16 protein-coding genes and 1 tRNA gene are annotated in these 21,924 nt (G+C 40.4%); 14 read left to right on the forward strand and 3 right to left on the reverse strand.

Translation table 11 applies throughout. The features are described 5' to 3' along the window. Positions 1 to 596 (forward strand): T9SS type A sorting domain-containing protein (locus LHW48_10030; protein ID MCB5260787.1); only part of this gene is annotated, 596 nt, incomplete at its 5' end. A 162-nt stretch (positions 597 to 758) separates the two neighbouring features. After that, positions 759 to 1,496 (forward strand): RNA methyltransferase, encoded by a 738-nt coding sequence (locus LHW48_10035; protein ID MCB5260788.1) that lies wholly within the window; start codon positions 759 to 761, stop codon positions 1,494 to 1,496. Here LHW48_10035 and glmM read toward each other — a convergent pair. Further along, on the reverse strand, positions 1,493 to 2,848 hold the full coding sequence (gene glmM, locus LHW48_10040; protein ID MCB5260789.1) for a phosphoglucosamine mutase: 1,356 nt from the start codon (positions 2,846 to 2,848) through the stop codon (positions 1,493 to 1,495). The genes LHW48_10035 and glmM overlap by 4 nt on opposite strands. Before the next feature lie 84 nt (positions 2,849 to 2,932). Beyond that, a complete protein-coding gene (locus LHW48_10045; protein MCB5260790.1) occupies positions 2,933 to 4,717 on the reverse strand; it encodes a peptidylprolyl isomerase in 1,785 nt (594 codons plus the stop codon). 236 nt (positions 4,718 to 4,953) lie between these two features. Here LHW48_10045 and LHW48_10050 point away from each other — a divergent pair. The 12 genes from LHW48_10050 to LHW48_10105 all read left to right on the forward strand — a co-directional run bounded on the left by LHW48_10050 (position 4,954) and on the right by LHW48_10105 (position 20,597). Beyond that, positions 4,954 to 5,029 (forward strand) — tRNA-Ala (locus LHW48_10050). A gap of 164 nt (positions 5,030 to 5,193) precedes the next feature. Continuing rightward, positions 5,194 to 7,083: a transketolase gene (locus tag LHW48_10055; GenBank protein ID MCB5260791.1), complete on the forward strand. Its 1,890-nt coding sequence runs from the start codon at positions 5,194 to 5,196 to the stop codon at positions 7,081 to 7,083. Positions 7,084 to 7,477: 394 nt separating this feature from the next. Next, a complete protein-coding gene (locus LHW48_10060; protein MCB5260792.1) occupies positions 7,478 to 8,920 on the forward strand; it encodes a hypothetical protein in 1,443 nt (480 codons plus the stop codon). Next, complete coding sequence (locus LHW48_10065; GenBank protein MCB5260793.1) at positions 8,917 to 10,203, forward strand: GDSL-type esterase/lipase family protein; 1,287 nt, start codon at positions 8,917 to 8,919, stop codon at positions 10,201 to 10,203. Before LHW48_10060 ends, LHW48_10065 begins: the two co-directional genes overlap by 4 nt. Then, positions 10,200 to 11,666 (forward strand): MBOAT family protein, encoded by a 1,467-nt coding sequence (locus LHW48_10070; GenBank protein MCB5260794.1) that lies wholly within the window; start codon positions 10,200 to 10,202, stop codon positions 11,664 to 11,666. The genes LHW48_10065 and LHW48_10070 overlap by 4 nt, the downstream gene beginning before the upstream one ends. A 5-nt stretch (positions 11,667 to 11,671) precedes the next feature. Then, positions 11,672 to 12,820: a mannose-6-phosphate isomerase, class I gene (gene manA / locus LHW48_10075; protein ID MCB5260795.1), complete on the forward strand. Its 1,149-nt coding sequence runs from the start codon at positions 11,672 to 11,674 to the stop codon at positions 12,818 to 12,820. 357 nt (positions 12,821 to 13,177) lie between these two features. After that, the gene (hydF, locus tag LHW48_10080) at positions 13,178 to 14,386 is read left to right on the forward strand and encodes a [FeFe] hydrogenase H-cluster maturation GTPase HydF (protein MCB5260796.1); all 1,209 of its coding nucleotides are present in this window, start codon (positions 13,178 to 13,180) and stop codon (positions 14,384 to 14,386) included. After that, a complete protein-coding gene (locus LHW48_10085; GenBank protein MCB5260797.1) occupies positions 14,383 to 15,183 on the forward strand; it encodes a beta-ureidopropionase in 801 nt (266 codons plus the stop codon). Before hydF ends, LHW48_10085 begins: the two co-directional genes overlap by 4 nt. Then, on the forward strand, positions 15,180 to 17,174 hold the full coding sequence (gene ligA, locus LHW48_10090) for an NAD-dependent DNA ligase LigA (GenBank protein ID MCB5260798.1): 1,995 nt from the start codon (positions 15,180 to 15,182) through the stop codon (positions 17,172 to 17,174). The genes LHW48_10085 and ligA overlap by 4 nt, the downstream gene beginning before the upstream one ends. Further along, entirely contained in the window at positions 17,171 to 18,496 is a 1,326-nt protein-coding gene (locus tag LHW48_10095; protein MCB5260799.1) for an LptF/LptG family permease, read from the forward strand. Before ligA ends, LHW48_10095 begins: the two co-directional genes overlap by 4 nt. Further along, complete coding sequence (gene lptG, locus LHW48_10100; GenBank protein MCB5260800.1) at positions 18,496 to 19,584, forward strand: LPS export ABC transporter permease LptG; 1,089 nt, start codon at positions 18,496 to 18,498, stop codon at positions 19,582 to 19,584. The genes LHW48_10095 and lptG overlap by 1 nt, the downstream gene beginning before the upstream one ends. A gap of 53 nt (positions 19,585 to 19,637) precedes the next feature. Beyond that, positions 19,638 to 20,597, forward strand: a complete 960-nt coding sequence (locus LHW48_10105; protein MCB5260801.1) for an SPASM domain-containing protein — start codon at positions 19,638 to 19,640, stop codon at positions 20,595 to 20,597. 50 nt (positions 20,598 to 20,647) lie between these two features. On the opposite strand, the gene LHW48_10110 is transcribed toward LHW48_10105, so the two are convergent. After that, positions 20,648 to 21,922 carry an ABC transporter permease gene (locus LHW48_10110; GenBank protein MCB5260802.1) on the reverse strand — a complete coding sequence of 425 codons (1,275 nt, stop codon included), beginning with the start codon at positions 21,920 to 21,922 and terminating at the stop codon, positions 20,648 to 20,650. Positions 21,923 to 21,924: the final 2 nt, after the last annotated feature.

Consider the following 21,924-nt stretch of genomic DNA (forward strand, 5'->3'; position numbering starts at 1 on the left):
CCAAAATTGGCTGGCTAAGCCTTGTTAATGCAGTTATTGGAAACGATAACGAGGCTCCCGATTCTCCACAACTTATTAATCACTCCCAACGACATGGAAAATTGATTGTATCCTTTACCCCTCCTACAGATCCCGATTCTCTTTATTATCATGTACAAAGCGATCATGCCGATTTCTACTATGAAACTACTGCCTACTCATCAACTGTTACAATCACCTTTCCCATCAATGGTTCCGGAGAATATAACATTTATGCCATAGACCGTAGCGGGAATCGATCTGTGCCTCTAAATAATAACTATACCTACAAAACTCCAATTCAAAGCATATATTCTCGCCCCAATCCTATACGCTCCAAAAGCCAAGCTTATCTGGATTGGTATATTGATGATTGGCAAGAAGATACGCTTACATTGAGCATTTACTCCATTAGGGGACAACGTGTTCTGAGGCATGTTTTTGCTAATACGTTAAAATATGCTGGCAGCCTTGTACTGAGCGATATTCCTGGCTTTGCATCTCTAAATGCTGGTGTTTACATAATTGAGTTGAAGTCAAATGGAAAAAGCATGAAATGCAAGCTAACTATACTTTAGATAGATGCTAGATTAAGGCTAGTGGATAACATGTGCATAAGTACCAAAGCTATATTTACTCAATATCCTATATCTATGATAAACAGATACTTATGCCTTGACACTTATCCACGATACCATGTGCATAAGTCTGTAGATTACTGATAAGTAAGGAGCTATACCATGCCCCAAATTGAAAGAATTTCAAAGGCAAAAATTGCGGAACTAGCAAAGCTTAAGCACAAAAAATATCGGACTGAATATAAACGGGTGGTCGTGGAAGGGTTCCGTTTAATAAAACAACTAAACGAATTTGGGATAAAACCACTGGAGCTATATTCAACGTCTTTAGAGTCTCACCCAGATTTATGCTCTAAACAAAGTCTTTGCCGCCCTCAGGATTTAAAGCGTATATGTAATAGTGATCATCCTGCTGATCTTGCCGCTCTATATCCAACTCCTGCCACAAGTTCCAAACCCTTCAAACGTGCCTTGTACCTAGATTGTGTTTCCGATCCAGGAAATCTAGGCACAATATTTCGTGCAGTTTCTACATTTGGCATAAATGCTGTTCTGTTATCAAAAGATAGCTGCGAAATAGCCAATCCCAAGGTAATACGCGCTTCCATGGGGGCAGTATATACTACTAACTGGCAATATCTCGATTACGCAGAACTACTAAATTTTCAGTGTCGGAAAGTAGTTTTAGATATGCAAGGCAAAACAGCTTTACCCCAATATTGCCCTACACCAGAACCAGAAATATACATCTTCGGTAGCGAAGCACATGGAATTAGTGACCTATTAAAGGCAAATGCCGACGAATCCATCTTCATACCCATGCAGGGCAAAATGGAATCTTTAAACCTTGCCATGAGTGTTGCAATACTATGCTATCATCTTTTTACAAAAAGACTTTAGGCTTTTAACTTGGCTATTGTGTCATCGCAAAGCTCGTTACTAAGTGCTTGAGATTCGCTTTCCACATATACTCTAATAATGGGTTCTGTGCCAGATTTGCGGATGTGAATCCAATGCTTGTCCTTCACGCCTTTTATGCCATCCTGGTCGTCAATCTCGTATCCGGCAAGTATCTGTGGAACTCTTGCCATAGCAGCATCCATCATTGCAGCCGAGAGTTCGATTTTATTCTTGGCAAAGTAGTATTTGGGTAAATCGGCAACGAGTTCGGAAACTTTTTTCCCACTTTCACATAATAGCCCCAAAACAAGTGCCATCCCTGCCGGAGCATCACGAGTATAATGAACTTCAGGACAAATGATCCCCCCGTTCCCCTCTCCTCCAATGGCTGCACCTATTTCTTGCATCTTTTTACCTACATTTATCTCCCCTACTTTAGTGCGGTATACTCTCACATTATACTTAGCCGCCATATCATCACTCAACATTGAGGTAGAAAGATTAACTACAATATCTCCGTGTTTTTTGGGCAGAACAAAGCTCTGCGCTAAAACAACGCTCAATTCTTCCCCTATGCAATTCCCATTTTCATCAACGATAGAGAGCCTATCTACATCGGGATCGGTAGCAAAGCCAAGGTCAGCATTGTGTATTTTTACCGCTTCTTCTAGCTGATGTAGGTTATGATTTAAAGGTTCGGCAGGATGAGCAAACAGACCTGTGGGTTCGCTGTTTATTCCTATCACAGTACAACCCAAAGCTTCAAGCAACAAAGGAGATATTAAGCCACCAGCTCCATTCACTGAATCGAGAACTACTTTTAACTTGCGCTCGCGAATGAGTTCTAAATTTAAATATGGTATCTTAAGGATTTTTTCTATATGTCTTGTGGTGGCATTCTTATCCACACTCAGCGAACCTACAGCTCTCCAATCCACCCAAATAGGCTTCTCTTCCACCGAATCTAAGAAAGCCGCTGCTTTCGGAGGAGCTAAAAACATGCCATCTTTGTCTATAAACTTCATAGCGTTCCACTCTGGAGGATTATGTGAGGCAGTAATTGCAATACCACCAATGGCATCGCTTTCTTCAACAGCCAAAAGTACGGTAGGGGTGGATACAATACCCAAATCTGTTACATCTAAACCCATGCTGATAATAGTGGCAATGATATTATGCAGCATCGCCTTACCTGTTGTTCTACTATCGCGCCCAACTATTATTCTTCCCTTATGGTAGGCTTGTTTTTGGATCTTTACAAAACTTGCAATGTATTTTTGCACGATGGGAGGAGTAAGTGTTTCGCCATAAATTCCCCTAACACCACTAACGCTAGTCATTAGTTTGCTCATATTATCTCCTTTGTTAAGAAAAGGATGCGAAAACCCAAAAGTTCCCGCATCCATTATTTTGGCTTAGCGCCAGATTATATTCTATTATAAGCCATATTCAGCTCTGCGATCTTCGATCTTGGCTGCTTCACGAGTCTGTTGATACCAGCGTGAAAAAGCCATGTTTTCTAGTTTTTCACGTAATTCATCTTGTTTCTCTGTATCTTTTTCAAAAGCTTCCATATCCGGTTTAGTACGGCTTGTTGCCAAAATTATGTAACTGCCCTTGGGATCATGGATAACGGGAGTCATCTCACCTTCTTCCAGTTTTAGCGCTTCATCGGCAAAGATCTGCGAAACACCTATACCAGGTGCGCTATTACCCCGCTTGAATTTATTGAGATCAAATACTTTCCAGCCTTCTTCTTCAGCTTTGTCAAAATACTGGTCTGGGCTATATTTTGCAGCGAATTCATCTGCTTTTACTTTTGCTTGAGCTATCTTTTCGGTTTTTTCCAATTCGTATCTGATGCGTGCCCGAACTTTTTCAAAATCCTCGTAGTAACTTTTTACGTTTTCGGTAATCTTCCCCACTATCAAGCGTCCTTGTTGATCTTTTAGTAGCTCACTTACCTTACCGGTTTTGGCTTTACTCATCCAGGCAATCAACTGAGGATGTTGACCTATTCCAGCAATGTATTGTGCATCATGAGCAACCCAATCGCTATCCATAGCTTCTATTTCCATGGCTTTAGCTACTTCTTCGGGATTCTTTTTCTTAAGCATTTCCTGAGCTTCCATGGCTCTGTTTTCTATATTAGCTTTAGTCTCTTCGCTTGCTTCTATGCTGATCAGAATATGACTCGCTTCAATTTGAGGCTTGTCGGCAGAGGTACTTACAATACGATCGAGCCGGATAATGTGCCAGCCAAAATCTGATTTCACGGGATTGGATATCTCCCCTTCTTTCAAGGCGAAAGCAGCTTCTTCAAATTCGGGAACCATTTGTCCCTTGCCAAAAACGCCTAAGGAGCCTCCATTTTGCCCGGAACCTGGATCTGTGGAGTAATCCATGGCTAATTGGGCAAAATCTTCACCGGCTTTTGCTCTTGCCGCTATTTGATTGGCCGTTTTTTGAGCTTCTTCGATATCCGCTTTTGAAGGGCTGTCATCAAATATAAAGTATTTCATGCGCGAAGCAGGTCCCTTTTTATATTCTTCTTCTTTTTTCTCGTCATAATACTTTTTGATCTCTTCATCCGATGCTTTTACGTCGGTTATCGTATTGTAATCGAAGAAGATCATGCGCCCGTCTACAATATCATTATCTTTCATGTAATCTGCTTTCAAACTATCTATAGTGATTCCGGCTTCCGCTTTTATTTTATCTTGTAAACGTTTACGGGGCAGATAACTTTTGTAATAATCTTCCAAAACCAAAAAGAAATTGGGGTCGTTCTTCAGAGCTCCCAAATACTTTGTATTATCAAATCTACCATTGGTTTGCAGAGATGGGTTTTGCATCAACTCCTGAGGTGGATTATTCTGCATCTCGGTAAGTATTTCTTCTTCTTTTATCTTGATTTTATGCTTCTTGATCTGTTGGTCCCAGATTATCTCGTCCACCAATTCTTGCCAAGCTTGGTTTTCAAGGTTACGCCGGGTGTTATCATCTACTGCTTGGTTGGGATTGCTTTCCGTATGTCGGGCATAAACTTCCTGAATTTTAGCCTGATACATCTCAAAGCTGATTTTTGTCCCAGCTACTTTACCCACATAAGGCTTCGGCGTAAAAATCTCTACCACACCTATGGCTCCCATCCCTAGGATGAAGATAATAGCCACAAAGTAGATTATGACCTTCTGTTTCTTTCTCAAGTTTTCGAGCATTCTATCCTCCACAATGGATCGTAATTTTCTTTAGAGAGCCAATTTTCTAGAATTCACTTTTTATACAAGGTTTTTTTTGCTCTGATCTCTTTTTAAGGGGATAAAGCTATACATATTGTACGCATATCTTTATGATACATAATAAGATGCACCGATCACAGAAAAGTGTTCTACAATTAATGCTTGACAATTAGTGGCTTCTTCAAAATTTTGGGCGAACATAATCGCTCAGTTTTGGGGCATTAGCTCAGCTGGGAGAGCGCATGACTGGCAGTCATGAGGTCAGCGGTTCGATCCCGCTATGCTCCACCAAATACATAAGCGACCTGGTTCTTCAATCGGGTCGTTTTTTTATTGAAGTGAACTAACAGGATAATGGCTAAGATTTTTTCCTTGACCTGTGTGGCATTTTTATAGTCTGACCCTTATGTGTTTTTATTTAAAGACTTAAGTATATAAATCAATGAGGTAATACAGTGAGTAAAACAGATTTGATCAACAAAATTAGCAAACAAGCAAAAGTGGCGAGACAGGCGATTTTATATATGACTACTCTAGCCGGTAGCGGTCATCCTGGCGGTTCTATGTCCAGCATAGATATTATGCTTTGTATTTACAATACAATGCGCCACAATCCAGATTTCCCCGCTTGGGAAGAACGGGATAAGATGGTCGTTTCTATCGGACACATCTCCCCTGCCGTGTACAGTTGTTTGGGCATAATGGGATACTTCCCTTTGGAGAATGCTATCGCGAATTTCCGTCAGTTTGGCAGCATCTTTGAAGGTCATATAGAACGCGATGTTCCAGGAGTTGAATGGAGTTCGGGAAATCTGGGGCAAGGACTCTCTGCCGCTACAGGTTTTGCTATTGCCTCCAAAATAAAAAAACTGGGAAGCAGTGTTTTTGTTATGATGGGCGATGGAGAACAGCAAAAAGGGCAGCTTAGTGAAGCGCGTCGTTTTGCAGCTAAATATAAGCTAAATAACCTTACGGCAGTTGTAGATTATAATCAATTGCAAATTTCGGGATCTATCCACGATGTTATGCCCCAGAATATTAGGAAGAATTGGGAATCGGACGGATGGCAAGTTATGGAAGTAAATGGGCACGATATTTCCTTGATATTGCAAACTTTAGAAGACGCCCGCAATATCGATAAACCGGTAATGATTCTTGCCCATACCGTGATGGGTAAGGGTGTTGGCTTTATGGAAAATAAAGCAAAGTATCACGGCTCAACCTTATCCATAGAACAGTGCGCAGAAGCTCTTGCCGAACTTGGCGTAGCTAACGAATTAGACAAATATCAAAGCATACGTAACTCATTTAAGATAGTTGAACACCAGCCCAAACTTGATTTTCACCCAAATCTGGAACTTAAGCCGGGAAAGCCGATTCTTTACAGCTCCGAGAGTGATTGCCGCAGTGCTTGGGGTAAGGCTATTGCCGATTTGGGTAAGCTCAACGAAACAAGTGAAAACCCAATTGTGATTGTTGATTGCGACCTTGCCAGTAGCGTTAAAACAGCAGACTTTCGAGATGCTATACCCCAACGTTTCCTGCAATCTGGAATAATGGAACACCACGCCGCCGTAATGAGTGGCGCTATCTCTACTATGGGTATCCAGTGTTTTTGGTCCGATTTCGGTGTGTTTGGCATTGATGAAACCTACAATATGCAGCGCCTGAACGACATCAATCATGCAAATCTTAAAACTGTGGTTACTCATGTAGGCATAGATGTGGGTGAAGATGGCAAAACCCATCAATGCATTGACTATATCGCCCAGGCTCGAAATCTGTTCGATACAAAAATAATATGCCCTGCCGATGCTAATCAGACCGATCGTATTATTCGGTGGCTAATAGATAAACCCGGAAACTACATGGTGGCAATGGGACGCTCGAAGCTGCCTATATTAAAAGATCAGGATGGGGAAATATTTTATGATACAGATTACTGTTTCGAATATGGTAAAGCAGATATCCTGCGTATCGGAGATCAGGGAACCGTTTTCGTGTGTGGTACTCCCACGGCCAGAGCAACTAAGGCAGTTGACGCTCTGCGAGAAGAGGGAATATTTGTGGAGCTGGTTGCTGTATCTTGCCCCCTTGAAGTATCTCAAGAACTTATCATCGAAGCAGCTCGTAGAGGAGCAATTTTCAGCGTGGAAGACCATAGCATTAATGGCGGTTTGGGAACAACTATTGCCGAAGCTATTGTTACAACCGGAGTAAGTGCTAAGCTGATCCGTTGTGGTGTAGATAGCTATCCCATATCAGGCGAAGCTGAAGACCTTTTCAAAGCCTATAAGATGGATTTTGCATCTCTTAAAAAGAGATTTAGAGAACAACTTCAATAATCTTTCCGCAAGTATGATCTCCGAATGCACGGTGTATTTTCAGTTATTAACCCTATAAACCATGCGCTATGAGTAATTGTTCTTAACTAATTACTTTAAACAGGTGTTATCGAAGGTTCAAGCAGAGATCATCCTGCAGGTAAGGCAATAATGCGGGCTGAAACTACCCTAATCATAGCTTTATACAGTGAGATAAGCAGGCGTAAATGATCTGCCTATACTCAACATTCTGCTGGTTAGATTGCGTTGAATTCCCGATAAATATCTGTTGACAGTAGTTAGTTGCTCTAAAAATAAGCAATAGGAAGCTGCAAGATTGTTCTAAGGCTACCCCTAGCAAATATATACTAATAAGTCTATGATAAGAATTTTGTAAGGATGTCCAGAATATAAAATGAACCGTGATTTCTTTCGCCCTGCCCTTTTAGTTTTGCTGGCAGTTATTTTTACAGGCGTACTAGCTTGGCTATTACCCGCTTGGAGCAATGATTTTTTCAGCATTCGGAAGATGAAATGGTTCACTGCCTTGAAGGCACCTGTGGTTGAGACAGATTCACTGCTCCAATCCGCTGAGCCAATTGAACATACTCAAAAAGAACTCAGGCCATTTATCAAAGAAATTGCCTCAATGGAAATGTTGCCAGGGGCTACTCCGCTTTTCGATCGCACCACATTTAGTAAACATCGAAAGCAAGTGCGAATTGCCTATTATAGTGATTCTATTATAGAAGGCGATCTGCTCACTGCCCCCCTAAGATATTCTATGCAAAACGTTTATGGTGGCAGCGGAGTAGGCATGATGCCCATAACCTCCATTGTATCTGGTTTCAGACAAACTATCAGGCATGACTTTTCTAAAAATTGGGAAACAATCTCTTTTATGAGTCACGGTAAAAACGATGTTTCCTTGGGCATTACCGGTTATACATTTATTCCAAGACCATACTATCTGGCTCAACAAAGCATCGAGGTGAATCCTGCCGACACCTTATTTGTGGCGGATAGCCTTGCAAGCAGTAAAATCAAAGAAGCCAAGACTGAGACTGCCCGGTTTTACGTAGATTACAATCCTTGGGTAGAATACAAAGCGGTTGATATTGCGGGAGGCGCAGAAAGCTTTGACCAAATACGCTTGTTTTACAGTCATGCTTCCGATAGCTCTTATATTCGGGTGAGCTACGATTCTGGTTCATATCAAACGATTTGCTTAAGGGAAGGCACGGAATTACAAGAACTGGATTTAAGCCCTACTAGTCCGGTAAAGGCAATTAAAATCGAATTTGCCGCAAACGACCCGATAAGAGTATATGGAGTTTCATTTGATAGCAATAAGGGGATATTTGTAGATAATTATCCCATCCGAGGTTATTCCGGTATGTATTTTCAGCGAATTCACTCCAACGTGCTTAGTGAATTCCAGAAATATCTAGATTATAGATTGGTAGTTCTTCAATATGGGGGAAACATATCAAACCCCAAAGTAACAGATTATAGCAATTATAAAACCGCTATGATACGTACAATACGCCATCTACAAGAATCTTTAGATAATGTACCTATCCTCATAGTAAGCGTTCAAGATCGCAGCATCAAAGATAGTGCTGGGTATAAAACTTCACCGGATATTCCACTATTGGTAAAAGCACAAAGTGAAGTGGCAGCGGAAACCGGTTGCGCATTTTGGAACCTCTATGAAGCAATGGGAGGTTACAATTCCATGCCGGGTTATGTAAACCAAAATCCACCCTGGGCAGGAAGGGATTATACCCACTTTACGCGCCGTGGTGCAGATCATCTAGCCGAACTCTTACTTGATTTTCTTAAGGGTGAAGAATGAGATTTCGTGAGTTAACCCTCATTGCCTTAATGCTTTTTGGCTCGCTATTTTTGCTTGTTTTCGCAAAATCCGGCTACGATGTACAAACAGACCTCTTTAGCGAAGATGAGTATCCTGATGATTTGGATACCTTGGAAGAGTTTATTCAAAGTTATTACCTGCTTTTAGATAGCGATACGTATCTGAAAGATTATAGCTATGTAAATCCAGAAGTGAATGCGCTACAAAATGATCAGGAATCTCTTAACACTTTCTACATGAAATTGCTACAATTAAGAAACGGCATCAGAGATCAGGTAATCATCTATCAAATTGGAGATTCTCATATTCAAAGCGGATATTTTAGTGGCACAGCGCGGAGTGCATTACAAAAATACTTTGGCAATGCCGGTCGAGGACTTATCTTCCCTTATAGGCTTGCAAAAACCAATCAACCGGATGATTATCAGATAACTTCCCCTAGCAGATTAAAACGTAAGGATAAACCCTGTAGCTTAAGCGGCTATACGTTAAGCGTAGATTCTGAAGCAGAATTGAAGATTAAAACCAACGCATTCTTCAAGATAGATTGTACTTTCGATCAAGCGCTATTATACGCAAATAACGAGGCAAACCTGATTTTGGAGGAACAAGATGGCGCTAGTGAGCTAACCCGTAAAGAACTAGAAGATTACTCTATCCACCATATCCGATATCAAAGCGCAATAAATACGGCAAACATTAAGCTCCCTTCTACTTTGGACGAATTGTACGGAATTAGCATTGAACGTAGCGAAGCAGGTTTATTATACCATTCAATGGGTGTTAATGGTGCAGGATTCTACACATTGGCTAAACAAGATATGTTGTTTGAGCAAATCTCTTTGTTAAATCCAGATTTGATTGTGGTATCTTTGGGTACTAACGATGCGCAGGGTAAGTATCGCCGTAGTGCGGTAGAAAAGAACATCGAAGACTTTATGCGCAGATTGGAAAACAGTAATCAAAACACTCCAATACTCTTTACTTTGGCTCCAGATTCCCGTAAAAATGGCAAGATCAACGCTGACATCAGCAATGTAAATAAGCTTATTCAAGAGTATGCAAAAGACAATAATCATGCTGTGTGGAACCTTTTTGAGATAATGGGAGGTGCTGGGAGTATCACTAATTGGCGCAACAATGCCATGGCCGCAAAGGATCTTCTTCATTTTACGCCCAAGGGTTATATGTTGCAGGGACATTTATTCTACCAGGCTATCATTAAGGGTTATAAAGAGTTTAGCGAAAAAAGAGATAAATGATGAAATACATTTTGCAAAGTATCATGCAATCTCTAAACTACGATGCTGCCAATCCATTATTATTCAACAGTAGCTTCTTCCTGTTTTTCTTTCTCGTTATTATGCTATTTTACCCGTTTCTGGCGGATCGCAGTAAAACCCGAACCTGGTATTTGTTGTTAGTATCTTTGTATTTCTATTTCAAGACCAGTGGCATTTTTGTTGTGCTGCTATTGATTACTGCAGCTATAAATTTTGTTTTGGGCAAAGCAATTTATCGCAGTAAAAGTAGGCAAACTAAAAGAACTTGGCTTCTTCTGAGTTTGTTGTGGAATCTGGGTTCTTTAGGGTATTTCAAATACACCAATTTTATCGTCGAGACTATCAATCAACTCTTTGGTGGTTCTCTGCCGGCAATGGATATATTTTTACCCGTAGGCATAAGCTTTTTTACCTTTCAAACATGGAGTTATACATTAGACATTTATTATGGCAGACTGGATGCCATCCCCAGTTTTAAAGATTTTGCCTTTTTTGTATCTTTCTTTCCTCAACTTGTAGCTGGACCAATCGTCCGTGCCAGCTATTTCATTCCCCAAATCCATAAGAAGTTATCACTCGATAGAGATACTATCTCACGGGCTTTAGTACTCATCTTTGCCGGTTTACTAAAAAAAGGCGTAATCGCAGATTATCTTTCTGTAAATTTTGTCGATAGAGTGTTCGATAATCCTGCCCTATTTTCGGGGTTGGAGAACTTGATTGGAGTGTATGCCTATGCATTGCAGATATATTGCGACTTTAGCGGATACTCTGATATCGCAATTGGTTTGGCTGCACTAATGGGGTTTAATTTACCCATAAACTTCAATAGCCCCTATAAAGCGTACAGTATTACAGATTTCTGGCGAAGGTGGCATATCTCTCTATCTACATGGTTGAGAGATTACCTCTATATACCGCTGGGAGGAAATCGCAAGGGAAAAGCCCGCCAACATGCAAACCTTATGATTACCATGTTATTAGGAGGCTTATGGCACGGTGCAAGTTGGAACTTTGTGTTTTGGGGAGCCTTGCACGGTGTAGCTTTGATGATTGATAAAATATGGATTAATACTAAACTTGCCCAGAGTGCTATATTCCGCTTTTTTAGTACTATTCTTACTTTTCATTTTGTGTGTTTTAGCTGGATCTTTTTCCGCAGCCGTAGTTTCGCAGGCGCACAAGAGATGATTGTGCGCATATCAGGATCGTTTAATTTATCTCTGTTTTCTTTATGGATCTCAGAATACCGCATTGTAGCAGCACTTATTCTGATCGGTTTTTTAAGCCATTGGCAGCCTGAAAGCTGGGAGAAACAATATCAAAAGTATCTTTGCAAACTTCCCCTCATCATGCAATCGCTAGTTATGGCATTGATAATCTGGATTCTATATCAAGCCCGAAGTGCAGACATTCAGCCCTTTATATACTTTCAATTTTAGGAGTAATGATGAACTATATTGATCCCGTCTTACATAATTACGCTTGGGGTTCTCACACATTTATACAGCAATTCTTGAATATTGAGCATCCCGAACCTTTAGCGGAGGCATGGTATTCTGCGCATCCCCAAGCCCCTTCTATGGTTGGCAAATCTCCTCTTGATGTTTTAATTAAGCAGAATCCGGAGTATTGGTTGGGTTCCATCAATTCCAAGCTTCCCTTTTTGCTAAAGGTTTTAGCGGCAGATCAAGCTCTTTCCCTCCAGGTTCATCCTTCGAAAAAGCAAGCCGAGGAAGGCTTTATACGCGAAAACGACAAGCAAATTCCAATTGATGCGCCTCAACGAAATTATCGGGATGATAATCATAAACCCGAAATGATAATGGCGCTAACCGATTTTTATGCCATGTGTGGGTTTCGGAACTATAACGATATTATTATGCTTTTTAAGCATTTCAAACTCGGCACTCTATTTAGTACTTATCAGTATTTTGCCAAAGATCCTTCTCCAGATTCTTTTCAAGCTTTTTATCAAGAAATACTTGAAAGAAAGCCCATGCCTCAACTCGCAGAACATATCCTAAAGCTACATAATTCTGATAGGTGGGAAAACGAATTAAAATGGACGAAGTATCTTCTTTCTTTATATCCAGAAGACTGCACCGCGATATCTCCCTTGCTTTTGAACCTTATTCACTTGAAACCTTTTCAGGCAATCTTTTTGGAATCAGGAATAGTGCATGCCTACCTACAGGGAGCAGGAATAGAAATAATGGCCGCAAGTGATAACGTTCTCCGTGCTGGGCTTAGCCCCAAACACATTGATGTGGAAGAGCTTTTAAAAGTAATGCGATATTCACCATATCAACCATCCATATATCCAGCTCAAAGCGCCAAGCATCACCTAATAGAATATTCCAATCCCACATCTGATTTCTTGCTTTCCCGAGTTTTAATAGATTCTAAATACTCTTTACCCAATAAATCTGGAGTGCGTATTTTGCTGAACCTAGATGGTGACTGCACTTTACTACATAAAAGCGAAGAAATACATCTAAAAAAGGGGAGTGCAGTAATCCTTCCTTCTGCCAAACAAGATATTAGTATTATTGGTAATGCTCATATTATAATGGCTAGTGACGGTACAAAATAAGCTCTTTTTTTACTTCTGGATAGCATGAGTCTTGAAGCCTCTATCCTTTCTACGCAACAAGTATCATATCCTCAAATATGGCGATAAATGGGAGGAGGATCAGCAGTTGATGATTCCAGAGACCATTTCACATCCATATATAGCAGATTATTAGGCAACCGTCTCTTTATGCTTTAACGCAGAATTATCGATGCTTTAGGGAGTTATTAACCTACACATACAAGAGCATCTCTGCTTAAACCTACGCTAATATCAGCTTGAAGCATTAAGAGAAAGGCATTATACGAAAAAGAACTTGACGAATAATTGGCTACATACTCTCTTGAAAAGAAAAGTAAATAGTTATGGAGCAAATAAATGAGTCCTACTCCGCGCGGTGAAAGATTGATAATAGCGTTATTGGGAAGAAGAAATGCAGGTAAATCGAGCTTGATAAATGCCATTATTGGGCAGGAAATCGCAATAGTATCCGAGACTCCGGGAACAACTACCGATCCGGTGGATAAACACTACGAATTGTTGCCACTTGGGGCGGTAACATTCTACGATACGGCAGGTGTTGACGATGAGGGCGAACTTGGTGCAAAACGAGTGGCAGCTACCAGAAAGATATTGTATCGAGCAGATATAGTAGTTTTTGTAAATGATGGCAATGCTTTAGATATGCATGAATTGGATATGCTTGAGCGCGTCCGGGAAATGGACATACCACTTTTAATGGTGTTCAATAAAGCGGATATAAAACTGGCTGATGCTCAGAATATCGAGTATTGCAGCCTACGCAATATCCCATATATAAACCTTTCCGCCAAGAATAAAACTGGTATTTTGGAAGCCAAAAACGAAATTATCCGCCTTGCTCCCAAACACTTAAGCGAGAATAGGATTTTACTAGGCGATATTATTAAACCCAAGGCCAAAGTGATATTGGTTTGCCCCATAGATAGCGCTGCTCCCAAGGGACGCCTCATTTTACCTCAAGTGCAGGCTATTCGCGATATTCTTGATTCTAACGCCATAAGCATAGTGGTAAAAGAAACGGAGTTGAAAGATGCTTTGGCTATGATGGAACAAGCTCCCGATTTGGTAGTTACGGATTCTCAAGCTATCGAACAAGTAAATAGAGAAACGCCGAATAACGTGGAGCTTACAACCTTTTCCATTCTTTATGCTCGTTATAAAGGAGAACTGGATATTTTACTTACCGGCATACGCCAAATAGACAAACTAAGAGATAATGACAAGGTATTGATCGCTGAAGCCTGTTCGCATCATGTGCAAGAAGATGACATAGGCAGAGTAAAACTGCCAAAATGGATTAGCGAATACACAAAAAAGAAACTGACATTCGAAACTTATGCCGGACACGATTTCCCTGAAAATCTTGAAGAATACGCTTTGTGTGTGCACTGCGGAGGCTGCATGATAAATGTATCGGAGATGAATCATCGCATCTTGGAATGCCATCGACGAGGAGTTCCTATCACAAACTATGGTCTTACCATCTGTAAAGTTCACGGAAGTTTTGAACGAGCCATAAAACCTTTGTTGCGAGTAAAAAAGTGAAGTATATAGTATCTGTTTTGCAGTATAAGCCCCAGTTCTTGAAACCTGATGAAAACTTCGCAAGGTTGAAAGATATGATTATTCAGCTAGACAGTGACTTGGTAGTTTTGCCAGAATTAGCTCTTTCAGGATATGTGTTTACAGATAAAGAAGAGCTAAACCAAGTGGCAGAAAGCATTCCAGGAGGATCCATATTTGGAGCTATGCGAGAGCTTTCTGCCAAACAAAACTTATCTATATGCTATGGATTCCCAGAGAAGGATGGCGATACATATTATAATAGCAGTGCCTTAGTAAATCCTGATGGAACATACTTTGTTTACCGTAAGATTCATCTCTTCTTTAGAGAAAAAATCTTCTTCTCTTCTGGGGAAGATCCATTCTTTGTGTGTCCGGCAAAAAACGGGATAAAGATCGGTATGATGATCTGTTTCGATTGGCAGTTTCCAGAATCTGCGCGCAGCCTTGCATTGAAAGGAGCTCAGATCATCTGTCATCCATCAAATCTGGTTTTACCATGGTGTCAAGACGCCATGAAAATACGCTCTTTAGAAAATAGAGTATATAGTATCACGTCAAACCGTACCGGAACCGAAATCAATGGCGAGCAGAGTGAATATTTTACCGGAGGAAGCCAGATTTTGGGAACTAAGGGTGAAATCCTAATTCGTATGAATGACACTGAAGAAGGGATTTATAGTGTAGAAATCGATCCAGCTTTGGCAGACAATAAACAAGTAACCGATTTTAACAATGCATTCGGCGATCGTCGCCCATCGATGTATTTTTTGCCATGAATAAAACAACTGCCCAGAAAAGGATTTATGAGCTTAGCACCCAGATAGAAAAGCATAATCAGCTTTACTATAGAGATGCAAATCCCGAGATTAGCGATTTTGAATATGATCTTTTGGTGCAAGAACTAAAAGAGATGTGTCGGCAATATCCTGATTTGTGCCCCAAAGTATTATCACAAGTTGGTAACGACCTCTCTGAAATGGGTAAAACAATAGCCCACAAACAGCGTATGATAAGCTTGGATAACGCCTTTTCTCTGGAAGAACTTATAGCTTGGTGGGATAGAATCGCTCTTGAAGAAGGCAACTTGGTGCCTGTATGTGCAGAGTTGAAAATAGACGGATTTGGCATCAATTTGTTTTACAAAAATGGCAGTTTGCAATATGCCAGTACACGTGGTGACGGCTTAAAAGGCGAAGATGTTACCCAAAACTTCCTAACTCTTCCCAATATCCCCAATCGAATCTCTTTTGCTGGAGAAATTGAAATAAGAGGAGAGATATACTTTCCGGTTCAAGAATTCTTGGCTCTGAATGATGAACGCAGAGAACAGGGAGAGAAACTATTTGCGAACCCCCGCAATGCTGCGGCTGGCTCGATAAAACTGAAGAAAAAAGAAGAAGTCTCCAAAAGACCTTTACGGGCTCTTTTTTACACAATCGGATTAGCTTTGCCCACAGTGCCTTGCTCTACGCAAGAGGAGCTATTGACTTGGTTGCAAGATAATGGTTTTCCTGTGGCGAAACAGCATTCTTTGTGTAGCACACATCAAGATTTGATTTCTTTTTGCACTTCCATAGAAAGCCACAGAGCAGATTTAGAGTATGATATAGACGGAATTGTAGTAAAGATAAATGACTTTAATCTACAAAGAAAACTTGGCTTCACTGCCAAGAGCCCAAAGTGGGCAATAGCCTATAAGTTTAAGCCCGAAGAAAAAGAAACAAAACTACTAAAAGTAGAATTTCAAGTAGGGAGAACTGGCGCCGTAACTCCGGTTGCCATTTTGGAACCGGTATACATATCTGGTTCAACAGTTTCTAGAAGCACGCTGCATAACTTTGATGAGATCCGTAGATTGGGTCTACATGAGGGTGATACTATTAAGCTTATCAAAAGCGGTGAGATTATTCCCAAAATCATTGCGGTAAATACTGATAAGCGGATTGATGATGCTTCTAGAATAAGTTTGCCTCACAACTGCCCGGTTTGCAATAGCCCACTATCCCGAGAAGCTGATGCGGCAATTGATTATTGCACTTCGGCAGATTGCCCCGCTCAATTAGCACGGAGTATTGAGCATTTTGTGTCTCGCGAAGCGATGGATATATCGGGTTTGGGTGCTTCCCTAATTTCTAGATTTTTAGATGAAGGTATCATAAGCAGTATTGAGGATCTGTATGATTTGGAGTATGAGCGCATAGCAAATCTTGAGCGCTTGGGAGAACGTTCTGCCCGCAATCTTTTAAAGGCAATCGAGAACTCGAAACAACAAAACTTCGATCGCGTATTATTCGCTTTAGGAATAAGATTTGTAGGTGCAGTCACTGCTCGCAACCTCGCTATTCATTTTGGCAGTATCAAGGCTTTACAAAACGCCAGTTTGGAAGAATTGGCATCCGTACCAGAAGTAGGAGATAAAATTGCCCTGGCAATTCGAGAATTCTTCGAAAATTACAAGAATAAAGTACTTATCCAAAAACTTGAAGCTGCTGGCTTACAAATGGTTTACAGATCTGAAACTCAATCTGAGGCATTATCAGGGAAGAGCTTTTTACTAACTGGATCTATGGTAAGATATAGCCGTAAAGACTTGGAAAACCTCATTAGAAGCCATAATGGAAAGATCTTAAGCAGCGTCTCAAAAGCCCTGGATTATCTCGTTGTGGGAGAAAAACCTGGTTCTAAGCTTACCAAAGCTGAAAAAATTCCCAGCATCAAGATTATCAGTGAAGAAGATTTGTTATACATGATGGAGCCTAATAGATGATATTGAAACGCTACATTTTGCGCGAACACATCTCCCCCTTCTTGATATCTCTTTTAGTGGTAACATTCGTGCTTCTGATAGATAAAATTATCGATTTGCTAAATCTTATTATCGAAAAACAACTCCCTATCGGAATTGTAATTGAAGTTTTTGGTTTATCTTTGCCATATATGTTAGCTCTATCCATACCTATGGCTGTTTTAGTGGCAACGATTCTTGCGTTTGGGCGCATGAGTGTAGATCGTGAAATCATCGCCGTAAAATCCAGCGGAGTGAATATATATAACATGCTCGGACCTTTATTTATTGCCGCCCTAATGCTTACCGCACTGATGGTGTATTTTAATCATTGGTTTTTACCAGATACAAATCACCGACTTAAGAACCTGATGTTAAAAGTAGCATATTATAAGCCAATGACCATTATTGAACCCGGAGAATACAATCACTTGCTGGATTACACGGTATGGTGTGGAGATAACAACGAAGAAGAATTAAGAGATGTGTTAATTTACGATCGTAGTGAAAGTAGGGCTCCCAGAACAATTTATGCTGAAAGCGGAAAAGTAATACAGATGAACAATGGGAATGCCCTGCGCATAGTTTTGAATAATGGTGAAATGCAGCAACGAAACGAGCGAGAACAAGGTAAGTTTCAAACTACTAGCTTTATAAGATACGTTATTAATGTGAGAGATCTAGGAAATCGGGCTGATGTTTTTGAAACTGGATACCGTAGCGACAGAGAAATGACTTATGGACAACTCACGCATGCGATCGATGAACACCAAAAAGAGCTGACGGCAAAAAAAGAAGAGGTTCAAAGGCTACAAGCTCGCATTAGTGCCGGGACTCTTAATCCAGATCCTTATGTGAGCCAAAATGAGCAACGCAAATTATATTCCATGCAACAAGTCGCCCAAAACAGAATCGATGAACTGGAGGCAAACATTCAATCCATGTTGGTTGAATATCATAAGAAATTTGCTCTCTCCTTTGCTATTATTATTTTTGTGATGATTGGGGTTCCTCTGGGCTTAATGACTCGCACAAGTGGCATCGGAATGGCTTTTAGCGTATCTAGCATTATCTTTCTTGTGTATTATGTTGCCCTAAATATGGGCGAACAGTTAGCCGATAAGGGACAGTTTAATCCCTTCCTATCAATGTGGTTTTCGAATATTATATTTTTCATTTTGGCATGCTTTCTGATTGCGGGCTCAATTAGAGATAAACGCCTCTTCGATATGCAGGTTTTGATATGGAGAATAAAGCATTTGCGCAGCGGCAAAACTCCTCCTCCAGATGAGATTGTACACTAATGAGAAAGCTGGATCGCTATATACTGCGTGAGTTCTTGCGCACTTATCTGATAATTTTCTTTAGTTTCGCTGTTGTATTTATTGTAATTGATGTAGTAGATAACTTACCCAGATTACTGAGAGCGGGGGCTTCTGTAGATTTGGCTATTACATATTACTTGCTCCGTTTACCATATCTTATTGTACTAACATCTCCGGTAACTGTACTGTTAACAGGGTTGTTTATGATGAACGCTTTAGCAAAACATAATGAATCAGTAGCAATACGAGCTGCGGGAGTAAGCATCAAGCGAGCCATGCTTCCGTTGTTTGGAGTTGGACTAGTAATCTCTATTGCCGTAGCTACTTTAGGAGAATATGTTTTGCCCTATGCAGAATCTCAAAGAGACGTTGTGTATAATGTTAAAATCAAGGGTGAACAACCTGATGACCAAATGCTTAAGGCACGCATCCATTATCGAGGAGAAGAAAACGATTTCTATTATTTTGGATTTTTCGATGGATATAAAAATACTCTGCGGATAATTGACCTTACCAGAATTGATTTTGAAAGCTCGCAAGTAATAGAAAAAATCAGCGCTGCCAGTGCCACATGGACTGGCGATGAATGGGAGCTTTTTGATTGTGATATCCGCCGCTTTAGCAATGGGCGTCAAATCTATTCGACTCATTTTCCCAGTACCCGAATGCCATTGTTGGATGTTGAACCAAAAGACTTTGTGCGTATAACCAAAAAGACTCTTTCGTTGAATTTTCTTGAGTTATGGGATTACATTGGAAGATTACAAAAAATGGGAGAAGATGCCAGCAGAGAAATAGTGGATCTGCATATGAAAGTTTCTTTCCCACTTACAAATCTGATCGTAATTTTCTTCTTTATTCCGATAGCCACATCAAATACTCGTAGCAAGGGACGAGGCTGGGTATTCATGCTGGGACTTGCTGTTTGTTTTGCATATCTAATTATTGTGCAGATTAGTCAAAGTTTAGGATACAACGGCATTATCCCGCCGGTTTGGGCGGCATGGGCACCAAATCTTTTCTTTAGCTTGCTGGGTTTTCTATTTTTATATAAAGCTGAGGTATGAACACAGTTTATCATAATTTAAACATCATAAAGTCCTTTGCAAAGCATAGACGTATGTTCCATGCGGCTGGTGCCTGGATAGATTATCAGCGATCTCTTAAGACCAAACAGGTTCATTTAAACCACTATCCTCCAGCTTTAATGATTGAACCGACAAATATTTGCAATCTTAAGTGTCCACTCTGCCCGAGTGGGAATGGCAGCCTTAAACGACAGCGAGGAATGATGTCTCTAGCTCAATTCTGTAATGTTGTCGATTTGATTTATAAGAATATCGGAATGCTAATTTTGTGGAATCAGGGAGAGCCATATCTCAACAAGGATTTCAATGATATGGTACATTATGCCTCATCAAAAAGTCTTTATACCATGACTTCCACCAACGCAAGTTTGGATCTTGATGCAGAAGCAATAGTGCACAGCGGTTTGAACAAACTGATAATCTCGATGGATGGCCTCTCGGAAAAGACTTACAATCAATACCGTGTTAACGGAGATTATCAAATCGTCCTAAAGAATATGGAAGCCCTTGTATCTGCTAAAACAAAGCTGAAAAGCAAATCACCATATTTGGTATGGCAATTCATAATTATGCGCCAGAATGAACATGAAATCCCCAGAGTAAAAAGCATGGCTCGCCAAATTGGCATCGATAAACTTGAATTCAAAACAGTGCAAATATATAAAGAAGAAGATCTTATCTTTTTGCCAGTAAATCACGAATTCAGTAGATACCATATTCAAGGTAATAAATTCGAGCTAAAAACGGAATTACTGAATCGCTGCCGAAGGTTGTGGACTCAACCGGTTATTAACTGGGATCTAGAATTAAGTATCTGCTGTTACGATAAAGATTTACAATACCGGATCGGCAATATACTTGAGCATGGATTTTACCAGCTTTGGACAAGTTCTGTGATGAACAGGTTCCGAACCGAGATTCTTAATAATCGCTCCCAATTTGAAATATGCCGAAACTGCGGAGAAGGCATTGTACAAAAAGTAAAGCTATAGGCATTCATAAGCTTTTTAGCCAACAGTTTCATGAATGCTTTCGAAGCATCTTACTCAAGAAAGTAAATTGCCTTAATGGGATCGATATGAGCGGCTTTAAGTGCTGGATACAAACCGGAAGCGAATCCTATCAGAACCGAGAATAAAAGCCCTACCAGCACTCCCGGAACTGGCAAATAAAGAGGAAAATTTATCATATTTCCTACAATGCTTATTAAAATCCATGCTATGCCTATTCCAGCCAATGCTCCAATAAGAGCTAAAGCTAATGCCTCAAATATGAAGTAAAAGAAGATATCCTGTTCGGTAGCACCAATGCTTTTACGAATCCCAATTTCGGTCATACGTTCTTGAATAGATATTAGTAAAGTGGAGAATAGCCCAATCCCACCAACAATCAATGATATTGAAGCAATTGCCGAAAGAGTTATATTCCATTTTTTCATCTGGCGATCTATTTCGGAACTGATGTTGAGCATCATTGCTCCGATATCCATAAAGTTAAAGCTGGGATACATATTATGGCGTGCAAGAAGTATTTGTCTGGCTTTGGATTTCATTTTATTGAATGAGGCATTATCATGCGCCTGAAGATAAATCATCGGTACCTGCTTGCCTACTCCAAATCGTAATGAACCATATTTTAAGGGTATATACACGGCTTGCATTTCGAAGTTGCGCTCCCAGGTATTAAAGTGCATACCATTGCCATCGTTTAAAACATCAGAACCTAAAACACCAATCACTCTATATCGATGATCTCCTAAAACCAATTGTTCACCCAATACATCTTTATTAGGAAAGTACTTTTCTGCATATCTGTAGCCAAGAATAGCAACTGGAAGCCCTTGCTCCTGCTCAACCGGACTAAACAGACGCCCTTTAGAGATCTCATAACTCTTGCTTTCAAAGAAATAGTTTTCGGTAGCCTTTACACTAATGTAGTTATCCTGATTACCCAGACGCTGCAGACTGCTGGTTTCTGCCATTGCATAAATACCTTTATAATCCAGTTCGTTTTTGATGGCGTTGTAATCGTCAAGATCTAAGCTTCGGGGGTTACGCCGCGCTCTACGCACAGTTTTTACTGCCGAACGTTGATCATCATCGACAATACTACCCCCACTGCTGGTAATAACTACCGAATAATTCCAACCCATCCCTTCCATGTTTTTATTAATCAGGTTTTTTAGGGCATACACACTGGAAAACATAGTTACTACAGCCATAACACCAATTACAATGCCTATTGTGGTAAGGAAACTGCGCATTTTATGGGTAGCAATGCTTACAACTGCACTTCGGATTCCATCACCAATATGCATCG

Source organism: Candidatus Cloacimonadota bacterium (assembly GCA_020532355.1).
Taxonomy (GTDB): domain Bacteria; phylum Cloacimonadota; class Cloacimonadia; order Cloacimonadales; family Cloacimonadaceae; genus UBA5456.